Raw genomic sequence first — 10,794 nt, forward strand, 5'->3', positions numbered from 1 at the left:
AGAAAAGAAACGAAAATAATAAGAAAAATGATTTTTCCGTAGGGGATGGAACTTATGGAAAGATGTCCAAACAAAGCTGTTACTTGGCTAGCTTCTACTCTTCCCAAGTTATAATTCGTCCAGAGACAAAAGGCTGAAAATAGAAATATGCTTGTGAGACCACCATATAAAGCACCACGCAGCGCAGTTTTAAAAAAATGCCAGTCAAATTGGCGAGCAATGAAAAGAGTTTCAGTACCAAGGAAATATAAGACATTGATAATATGTGTATTTTCTGCCAATGCATTGCGGGTGGCAAAAATGATGGTGAGGATAAGAGAGCCTAAAACCAATGCTAAAATTGAAAAACCAATGAAAACAGTGGTGTGTGCCATGGTCGCAAAACGATGAACCCAAACACGGTGATCATCAAATTGACCTCCTGGAATTTGGGTTTTAATGGCGTGATTAATGGCTGAAAAATTGATTTTTTCATCCCCATTCAGGGTCACAATGATGAGGCGGGGAAGGGGTAGTTCATTGACATTGAAGCCTGTTCCAAGCCATGGCTCCAGTAACTTTTCTGTAGCTTTTTGGTCAACAATTTTTGCATCTTGTACACCAGAAAATGTTTTAACCAATTGTACGGCATCACGGAGTGCTTTGTTGATATCAACATTGTCAATGGGGCGTATTTGTATTGTTGCTTCATAGCTAATCTGATTACTCCAATTTTGGGCGGCACGTTGGACCAAATCAACACCGATTAAGGTGAGGCTTGAAAGAAATGTCATAATAGCAATCACGGCAACTAATGCTTTTCCAGAAATATTACCACTGGGAATAATCGCTGTTGTATTTTTTTTATTGCTTGTAAAAATGGGGAAAGACTTATTCATGAATCGTCATCCGTCCGTTATGGAGAAGCATACGCCGTGCTGCAACTTGTTCCATTAAGGCAATATCATGGGTAGCAATGATAACAGCTGTTCCAAAACGATTTAATTCAATAAACAAACGCAGTAGGCGTTTTGCCAAGGGCGGATCGACATTTCCGGTGGGTTCATCGGCAAGTAGAATTTCAGGTTGATCAATGAGTGCGCGTGCAATGGCTACCCTTTGTTTTTCCCCACCGGAAAGAACCGGTGGTAAAACATGAATATGATCTCCAAGACCTACCCAACAGAGAAGATCTTCCACTTCACTGCGATAGGTTGCTTCTTCTTGTCCTTTAATGCGTAAAGGTAAGGAGACATTTTCATAAGTGGTCATGTGGTCGAGTAAACGAAAATCTTGAAAAACCACCCCGATACGTTGTCGCAGCGCAGGGAGCTCTTGTCGTTTGAGTAATGCTGTGTCTGTTCCAAAGAGATCAATATGACCGCGGGTGGGTTTGAGTGCTAAAAACATAAGACGCATCAGCGACGTTTTCCCTGCTCCAGAGGCACCTGTGAGAAATTGAAATGATCCAGGAGGAATATGAAAGCTAATATCACGAAGGACCTCAGGGCCCATTCCATAGCGTAGGCCGACATTTTCAAAATGAATCACTTTTTATTATTACTCCTGATTTTATATTGCATCATTTATTCTAAAAACTCTTACTTTCATTGCTTTAGATTTTTGTTGTAAGCTTGTTTATTTTAGATTTCATGGTTTTCAATATTTTTTATACACCCTCGTTATAGATAAATATTTTTGCTCAAGAATATTATCACTTATACTTTCTTTTTTTAGCCTTATTTATGATTTTAGCAGGAATTTCAAAGGGATTCTAGCATAAACATCAGAACTATTTTTCCTTCTTACTCAGAGGCTTTTTTTGCATTGAGTGGACATTAGGTGATTTTAAAAAGCTATGTTGCTCTTTTTATCTTACTTTCTTATTCTTGTTCGCATCCCAATCCTGAGGTTTTTGCTTAAATTATTTCTTACCTGTTATGAAAAAAAGCGTTTGTTGTTAGAATGATTGAGCTTCTCGTGAATTGTTTTATTTTTTATTCTCCTCGGTGGTTTTCGTAATAATGCTGAGATAATTTTAGCAAAAAAAACAAAAACCACCGTATGTTGTATTGCGTCGTGTTTTTTAGTTTTGTCGGTTGGCAATCAGATCTTCAACAACTTGTGGTTCGGCAAGGGTTGAAATATCTCCGAGAGTATCAAAATCGTTTTCAGCGATTTTTCGTAAAATACGTCTCATAATTTTCCCTGATCGCGTTTTGGGAAGCTGCGGAGCAAACTGAATTTTATCCAATATGGCAATAGAGCCTATTTCTTGTCTCACATGCTTGATAAGGTCTTTTTGCAATTCTTCACTTGGCGCTGTTCCTTCCATGAGGGTCACAAAACTATAAATTCCTTGTCCTTTAATGGGATGCGGGTAACCCACAATAGCTGCTTCTGATACAGAGGGATGAGAAACAAGAGCTGATTCAATTTCAGCGGTTCCTAATCTGTGCCCCGAGACATTGAGAATATCATCAACTCGTCCTGTGATCCAATAATAACCGTCGCTATCGCGCCTACAGCTATCGCCTGAAAAATATTTTCCTTTATAGGAGGAAAAATAAGTTTGAATAAAGCGTTCATGATCCTTATAAAGTGTGCGCATTTGTCCTGGCCATGAATCACTGATACAAAGAGTGCCTTCTGCTTCACCTTCTAAAACATTGCCTTGGGCATCAACAATTTGGGGTTGAACACCAAAGAAAGGACGTGTGGCCGATCCTGCTTTGAGGGGGGTTGCACCAGGCAAGGGTGTGATCATATGCCCTCCTGTTTCCGTTTGCCACCATGTATCGAGAATCGGACAACGGTCATTTCCAATTATATGATAAAACCATTCCCATGCTTCTGGGTTAATAGGTTCTCCTACTGTGCCTAAAAGACGCAACGACGTCCTGTCTGAGTGTTCAACAAATGAATTTCCTGCTCCCATTAAGGCGCGGATAGCTGTTGGTGCGGTGTAGAGTGTATTGACTTGATGCTTGTCGACAATGTGCCAAAATCTTCCTTTGTCAGGAAAGGTTGGTGTGCCTTCAAACATTAAAGTGGTCGCACCATTGCATAAAGGTCCATAAACCAAGTAAGAATGACCGGTAATCCAACCAATATCAGCTGTACACCAGTAAACTTCATCGGGGTGGTAATCAAAAACATATTGGTGAGTCATCGAGGCAAAAACAAGATAGCCTGCTGTGGTATGCAAAACACCTTTGGGTTTGCCGGTTGAGCCTGAAGTATAAAGAATAAAAAGCGGATCTTCAGCGTTCATTGGTTCTGGTGGACAAGCTGTTTTGGCATGAGCTATCTCTTCGTGGTACCAAAAATCACGTCCCTCTATCCATTGAATGGGTCCACAAGTCCGCCGTATAACCATGACTTGGTCCACATGCACGTTTTGGCGCGCTGCTATCTCAATAGCATGGTCAACGTTGTCTTTTAAGTTAATCCGTTTGCCGCCACGCAAGCCGTGATCAGCGGTAATCATAAAGGTTGATTCACAGTCAACAAGGCGTCCTGCTATTGCTTCAGCAGAAAAGCCAGCAAAAATAACCGAATGAATAGCTCCAATGCGAGCACAAGCAAGCATAGCATAGGCTGCTTCGGGAATCATAGGAAGATAAATGGTTACTTTATCGCCTTTCTTAATGCCACGACTTTTCAAAAGATTGGCAAAACGACAAACATGTTCATAAAGCTCGTTATAGGTTATTTTTTTATCATGATAAGGATTATCTCCTTCCCAAATGAGCGCGATTTTGTCTCCATGGGTTTTCAGGTGGCGATCAATGCAATTATAGGTAACATTTGTTATCCCATCTTCGTACCATTGAATGGAGACATCTCCGTTAAAAGAAGTGTTTTTTACTTTTGTAAAAGGTTTAAACCATTCAATGCGTTGACCATGTTTTGCCCAGAAGCTTTCTGGATCATTAATGCTTTCTCGATACCATTGTTGATAAGTTTCCTCATCGAGTAAAGTATTTTTTTTGATCTCTTCTGATATTGGATAAATTTTTTCAGTCATGTTTCCCTCTTTTTATTGTTTGGAAAAATCTGCCTCTGTATTTTTGTATGGTTATATTTGTGGCAGAGTTTTCCCAAAAGCTTTTCATTGTGAGGTTAGACTAAATGACAAAGTTTAGAATAGTCAATTTTTTAAATCTGATACGTTTGTATTCAAAGAGAGTATTTTATGCTTTTAGGATACTCAAATATAGCAAAACCTATTGCGGTATAGAGCTTTTTATAAACACACTAAGACATTTAAAAAATGTCTATTATAAAATATTTCTCAGAATTTGATATAAACCAATATCGTTAAATAAAAGACTCATAAGAAAGAATACACAGCTTATTAATAATGATTTTTTTAGAGAATCTTTCCAACTATAATAAATAAACTTATAATAAAAATATATATAAAACCAGAAAAAAACGTTGCTATAAGCGATTCAATAATTTTATGAGTAAAATCTGTCATTATAAATGATAACCACTCATTAATAGTATCGTCGCTACTTTATTCAGCGTGCTCGCAACTCATTCAATAAAGATTAATATAAACCGAAATATCTACGCAAAATATCAGAAATAAAGGAAATAATAACTGACGATAATGCCATTATAATAGACAATTTCCAACTCACACCACTGAATATTTTAAAAGGAATGGCAATTATAGGAGTAATTATAATTAACATGCAAAACATTCTTACAATTTCATAATGAATATCTATTATAACAAAATCCTAGTTATAGTAATGAGATTAATAAATACTTTTGAAAAAATTTGTTCAGTGTACTCGAAACTCATCCGATAAATATTAATATAAACCGAAGTATCTACACAAACTATCAAAAATAAATAGCACAACTCCTCCCGATAATGATGTTATGATAGATAACTTCCAACTCCGATCACAGAATACTTTGATAATACTAGTATAGAGAGATACAAATACAACAAGCATACAAAACATTCTTACGATTTCATAACGAATATTCATTATAGTAAAATCCTAGTTATATTATCTTATACTATTAGATATCTCTGAAAAATATTTTGTCCATAGATATTTGGTATATTCTTTCCAATATTTACAAAAATACTAATTTCAGAGATATCTTTGTCGCTATTCTCTATAAATTAGAACCAACATTCACGACCTTTTTCTATAAAGCCCAAAGATCATCTGCTAAGAATCCACCTGCGGCGCCTAAGAGTCTACCTGTAAATGCACCCGCTGGTCTTCCAGTTATACCACCTAGAATTGCTCTGCCTATTCCTCCATCAAAAGCTCCATGCCAACCCTCTTGCGCCTATGTGAGACATAAAATCATTAGTACTACATGTATTTCCATAAATGATAGGTGTTGAATCATGTATCGTATAAGTTAAACCTGAACCAAAATGTTTCAGTTTAATACTCCTAATATTATCTACATTAAAAATATTAATCATAATTATACATTTCAAATGTCTATCACGTATTTTTAGAGAAATTACAAATATAAACTTTAAAAATGGTGATAAAAATACTGTAATAAATAATAACTATATTGTATTAATACTTTTTTATATGTGAAATCTTCTTCTTAAGAAGATAATAATATTACTTATAAATTTTTAAAATATAAGTAATGACACCATGTTTTTCTTAATTAAAGTTTAAATTTAGAAAAATTGCGTGTATGAAAAGTTGAAGTTTTTCTCTTTGTTTAAGAGAACGACAAAGGAATAACGGCGAAGGAATATCGTTATTGAAATCGGTTTCATTACCATTGTTTTGCCTGCATGTATTATGCGCATATGCTTGGGATTAGTTCTTTTATTTTTCAGGCGGATATTGACTGTATTTACGCTTTGTAGAGCATAGAAAGCCTCTATGCTATCGTTGATCTTATAGATTGCTAGCATGTTGTTTAGCGCGGCTCTTGGTGCTCTATTGGGTATTTGAGATGTTTATTTTGCTCAAGTGACTTACATGAAAGAGTTTTGTTATTGTATTATGCAGCCATAAGCCTCTTTTGCCTGCTTTACGCCATTGGCATGCGGGGAAATTGTTTACGCATGTTGGAGAAGTTAAGAGAATGCGTGATTTTCAATGAAAATCATTGCGATAATCGTATTCAATATTCTTTTGCTATTAGTGATTTTGCGACAGTTTTTTCATTCATGCTCAACGCCCCTCTTATCATTTTGCTTTTATATAAGGATTTATTTTTTATGTTGCTTTTGCTGGAGAGGCGTTCAGAGGGGAGTAAAGTAGAGCCAATATGCGAGAATATGAGAGCCAAATTGTAATGCTATTTTGAAGCTATTGTACGTGTTGTGGATGTGCCGGTGAGAAATTTGAGAAGACTAGCTTTTTTGCTAGAATTGCTCCTTTATTGAGATTGAAGGGAATATTTTTCTCATTTCTGCTGTTTTTGGCTTGTTCGTAGAATCTTCAATGGGAATTTATATAAGGGGAAATTGCTTTACACAGGGCGTTTTCCAAATAAAGCAGAGCCAATGCGAAGGACGTTAGAGCCAAACTGTAGAGCGGTTTTGAAGTCACTGGACATGCCCATGGAAAGTTTTGGAAGACCGGCTTGTTTTGCCAGCTTTGCTAACAGTGCGAAATAGGGACCGGGATTTTCGTCTAAGGGGGGGATGCCCATAAGACCGATGATATCGAGTCCATAGTTGTTTTTGCATTGAGAAACAAAAGGGATCACTTCTTGGGGTGCAACACCACTTTTTTGCGGTTCTAACCCAATGTTGACTTGAACATAGCAGGGAAGATGCTTTTTTTGCTTTTGCATTTCGTCCATCAAAACTTTGGCTATTTTTTCACGATCAACCGTTTGAATAACATCAAAAATTTTGACAGCTTCAGCAGCTTTATTTGATTGTAGGGGACCGATGAGATGGAGTTTAATATTTTCAAATTGTTGACGTAAAGCAGGCCATTTTTGTGCTGCTTCTTGTACGCGGTTTTCTGCAAACAAAGATTGTCCTGCTTGCAAAAAGGGACGTATATCAGTGGCAGAAACAGTTTTTGAAACCGCGATAAGTTCAATTTCTTCTACGGGGCGTTGTAACTCTTGACATGTTTCAGCAATGTCTTTTTGAAGGTTTTGCCATGCTTCAATGGAAGGGGTATCGAGGGGTGTTTGTGTATTCATGTTTTTGTGCTTTACCGTTTTTGTTCAAGAGTTGGTCGTTTTTTTTAAAGTTTTATAAAATACTTAGGGAAATATTTCACGAAAATGTTGACGATGAGGTTAATCCATGGTCAAGCATAATAAAACAAGTTTTTTGGTTCAGTTTTATTAAAAGAGTATAATGGGAATGACGATTGAGCATTATAAGATAGGCGAACGCTATAATCCACGTGCGAGAGAAAAAAAATGGCAAAAAATTTGGGATGAAAAGAAAATTTTTCAGACTGTCCAAGAAGATGCTCGTGAAAAATATTATGTTTTAGAGATGTTTCCTTACCCTTCTGGGCGCATTCACATGGGGCATGTGCGCAATTATGCCATGGGGGATGTGGTGGCACGCTATAAACGCGCAAAGGGGTTTAATGTGCTTCATCCTATGGGGTGGGACGCTTTTGGGATGCCGGCTGAAAATGCTGCTATGCAAAATAAAGTGCACCCTAAAACTTGGACTTATCAAAATATTGCGGTGATGCGTGGGCAATTAAAACAATTAGGGCTCTCGATAGATTGGACTCGGGAATTTGCGACTTGTGATGTGGAATATTACCACCGCCAGCAAATGCTGTTTCTTGATTTTTATCAAAAGGGGTTGGTTGCGCGTAAAGTGGCTAAGGTGAATTGGGACCCCGTTGATCATACTGTTTTGGCTAATGAACAGGTGGTTGATGGACGGGGATGGCGTTCTGGTGCGTTGGTTGAACAGCGGGAATTGACGCAGTGGTTTTTCAAAATTAGCGACTTTAGTGAAGATCTCTTGGCAGGGCTTGAAGAGCTGAACCAATGGCCGGAAAAAGTTCGCACCATGCAAAAAAACTGGATTGGAAAATCACAAGGTTTGCTGATTCGTTGGGCCTTAAAGTCGGCGGGTGATGCTGATGATGTTTGTGAGAAATTTGATGAGGTTGTTTGTTATTCAACGCGTCCTGATACACTGTTTGGCGCTTCCTTTTTGGCTCTGTCTGTTGATCATCCTATTGCACAAGCTTTGGCAAAAAAAGACAAAGCGTTGAGTGCTTTTATTGAAAATTGTCGGTGTGGTGGAACGACAACGGCAGCACTTGAAACAGCTGAAAAACAAGGGTTTCTCACGCCCCTTTTGGCTGTTCATCCTTTCGATTCAACAGTACATATTCCCGTTTATATCGCGAATTTTGTGCTTATGGACTATGGAACAGGGGTTGTTTTTGGTTGTCCAGCTCATGATCAGAGAGATTTCGATTTTGCGCGTAAATATGATCTTCCAATAAAACCCGTGGTTTTGCCAAAAGGAGAGCAAGCAGAAGATTTTGTTATTACTGAAACACCTTATACGGGTGATGGGGTGATGATCAATTCCAGTTTTTTGGATGGTTTGACACCCCGACAAGCTTTTGAAGAAGCTGCTAAAAAGCTTGAAAAACAAATGCTCAATGGGCAACCGCAAGGGAAGAAAACAGTGCAATTTCGTTTGCGTGATTGGGGGATTTCACGGCAACGTTATTGGGGGTGCCCCATTCCCATGATCCATTGTACAACTTGTGGGGTTGTTCCTGTTCCACGTGCCAATTTACCGGTTGTGTTGCCTGATGATGTTACTTTTGATCAACCGGGCAATCCTCTTGCACGACATGAAACATGGCAGAATGTTACTTGTCCTTCCTGTGGTCAACCGGCCAAACGCGAAACCGATACCATGGACACATTTGTTGACTCTTCTTGGTATTATGCACGCTTTACGGCTCCTTTTACATCAGAACCTGTTGATAAACAAGCAACAGCTGAATGGTTGCCTGTGCAACAATATATTGGTGGAATTGAGCACGCGATTTTGCATCTTCTTTATGCGCGCTTTTTTATGCGTGCCATGAAATTGGTCGGTCATGTGACGGTCGATGAGCCTTTTAAGGGGCTTTTTACCCAAGGTATGGTGGTGCATGAAACCTATCGAGATGATCAAGGGTGGGTTTCTCCAGCAGAAATTTCGATTGTTGAAAAAGATGGAAAGCGGTGTGCTTATAAATTAACCGATCAAAGTGAAGTGACGATTGGTTTGATTGAGAAAATGTCAAAATCAAAAAAGAATGTCGTTGATCCTGATGATATTATTGCATCTTATGGCGCTGATACTGTGCGTTGGTTTGTGTTGTCAGATTCTCCTCCCGAGCGGGATGTCATTTGGACAGAATCTGGTGTTGAAGGTGCACATCGCTTTGTCCAGCGTGTTTGGCGCCATGTGGCTGTGAGTGCTTCTATTTTAAAGGATGTGGCGCCTTGTGCAGGGCATCAGGGAGCGGCTTTGGAACTCTCAAAGGTCGCACATCGCACGCTCCACGCTGTAGAAGATGATTTGGAAAAATTCGCTTTTAATCGGGCTATTGCACGCCTTTATGAATTCTTGAATATTATGGCGCCGTTGTTAAATAGGATAGAAAGTGTTGACGATGAAATGAAAGCTTCTTTACGTCAAGCCATGGATTTTTTTCTTGCTATGATTGCACCAATGATGCCCCATTTAGCAGAAGAATGTCATGCTGCTTTAGGGGGAAAAAATTTAATATCTGCGCTTGCTTGGCCTGTTTATGATCCCACGTTAACCGTTGCGGAATGCTATACTTTGCCAGTACAAATTAATGGTAAAAAACGCGGTGAGGTGAGCGTTGCAGCAACTGCTGATGAGGTGATGATTAAAGAAGCGGTTTTGGCTTTAGATTTTGTAAAGGCACAGCTGGTTGAAAAGCCTGTGAAAAAAATCATTATTGTTCCACAAAGGATTGTGAATGTCGTTTTTTAAAAGTTTTATTCTTGTCGTTTTAGCGGGCGTATTCACACTGTTGTGTGGATGCAAAGTTGAGCCGCTTTACCGTCAAGAGTTGCAGAGTGCAATGACAATGGATTCTGCTTCTTATGGGAATCCTGCTTCTGGATACCCTTCTGGACAAGCTTCTTTGGGATTAGCGCAAAAGCTTGCTTCTATTGTTGTGGAAGAACCTTCGGATCGTTTTGGACAAATGGTGCGCAACCATCTGCTTTTTCTTTTGTATGGAAATGGTGCTAAACCTTCTCTACCTGCTTATCAATTGGCATTACAGATATCCGTCTTTACAAGAGAATCTATGCAGATAGAGGTTGATTTCGAGAAAAAGAGAAAGGGACGACCTTCTGTTGGAACTGTTATGAGCAGAGCTTCTTACACTTTGCAGGATATGAAAAATACTCTTGTTGCAAAAGGAACAGCAATGATGAATGCATCTTTTGAACGCCTTCGTCAAGAATATGCAACGCTGCAAGCAGAAGAAGATGCAAAAAAACGTGTTGCGGAAGAGTTGGCTGAACAGATCTTTTTGTTACTTTCAAAAGATCTTTCCAATAAAAATTCTAGATATTAAGCAATATTTTGTCCTGTTTTTTTCCAGTCGTTGAGGAATATTTGCAACCCTTTGTCGGTGAGAGGGTGTTTGACCAGTGCTTTTAAGATTGCTGGTGGAACTGTTGCAATGTCAGCACCACTGAGTGCTGCTTCTTTGACATGATTAACGGTGCGGATTGAAGCGGCCAAGATTTGTGTTTCAAAGTTATAGTTATCATAAATTGTGCGAATTTCATGAAGCAGTTCACTTCCAT

The 10,794-nt window shown here is 38.6% G+C and carries 7 protein-coding genes; 2 read left to right on the forward strand and 5 right to left on the reverse strand.

Annotation, left to right across the window (positions count from 1 at the left end):
* The 4 genes from ACFIL3_RS05140 to ACFIL3_RS05155 form a co-directional block, all read right to left on the reverse strand.
* The coding region (locus ACFIL3_RS05140; RefSeq protein ID WP_375681897.1) for a cell division protein FtsX at nt 1-878 on the reverse strand (878 nt) is incomplete at its 3' end.
* Complete coding sequence (ftsE, locus tag ACFIL3_RS05145; RefSeq protein WP_273723097.1) at nt 871-1,530, reverse strand: cell division ATP-binding protein FtsE; 660 nt, start codon at nt 1,528-1,530, stop codon at nt 871-873. The genes ACFIL3_RS05140 and ftsE, both read right to left, overlap by 8 nt.
* A gap of 535 nt (nt 1,531-2,065) precedes the next feature.
* Nucleotides 2,066-4,009 carry an acetate--CoA ligase gene (gene acs / locus ACFIL3_RS05150; protein WP_375638254.1) on the reverse strand — a complete coding sequence of 648 codons (1,944 nt, stop codon included), beginning with the start codon at nt 4,007-4,009 and terminating at the stop codon, nt 2,066-2,068.
* Between the two features lie 2,456 nt (nt 4,010-6,465).
* Complete coding sequence (locus ACFIL3_RS05155; protein ID WP_375681898.1) at nt 6,466-7,155, reverse strand: YggS family pyridoxal phosphate-dependent enzyme; 690 nt, start codon at nt 7,153-7,155, stop codon at nt 6,466-6,468.
* A 166-nt stretch (nt 7,156-7,321) separates the two neighbouring features.
* Between ACFIL3_RS05155 and leuS the strand changes: the two genes are divergently transcribed.
* Together leuS and lptE are read left to right on the forward strand one after the other, a co-directional pair.
* A complete protein-coding gene (leuS, locus tag ACFIL3_RS05160; RefSeq protein ID WP_375681901.1) occupies nt 7,322-9,964 on the forward strand; it encodes a leucine--tRNA ligase in 2,643 nt (880 codons plus the stop codon).
* Nucleotides 9,951-10,559 (forward strand): LPS assembly lipoprotein LptE, encoded by a 609-nt coding sequence (gene lptE / locus ACFIL3_RS05165; RefSeq protein ID WP_375681899.1) that lies wholly within the window; start codon nt 9,951-9,953, stop codon nt 10,557-10,559. The genes leuS and lptE overlap by 14 nt, the downstream gene beginning before the upstream one ends.
* Here the strand turns inward: lptE and ACFIL3_RS05170 are convergent.
* A partial coding sequence (locus ACFIL3_RS05170; RefSeq protein WP_375681900.1) for a transaldolase family protein occupies nt 10,556-10,794 on the reverse strand: 239 nt, incomplete at its 5' end. The genes lptE and ACFIL3_RS05170 overlap by 4 nt on opposite strands.

Origin of the sequence: Bartonella sp. CE47NXGY (assembly GCF_042195415.1) — a bacterium.
Taxonomy (GTDB): Bacteria; Pseudomonadota; Alphaproteobacteria; order Rhizobiales; family Rhizobiaceae; genus Bartonella.

Excerpts from the sequence above, each read along its gene's own strand:
- acs (WP_375638254.1), bottom strand. The coding sequence starts at position 4,009 with ATGACTGAAAAAATTTATCCAATATCAGAAGAGATCAAAAAAAATACT.
- lptE (WP_375681899.1), top strand. The coding sequence starts at position 9,951 with ATGTCGTTTTTTAAAAGTTTTATTCTTGTCGTTTTAGCGGGCGTATTC.
- ACFIL3_RS05155 (WP_375681898.1), bottom strand. The coding sequence starts at position 7,155 with ATGAATACACAAACACCCCTCGATACCCCTTCCATTGAAGCATGGCAA.
- leuS (WP_375681901.1), top strand. The coding sequence starts at position 7,322 with ATGACGATTGAGCATTATAAGATAGGCGAACGCTATAATCCACGTGCG.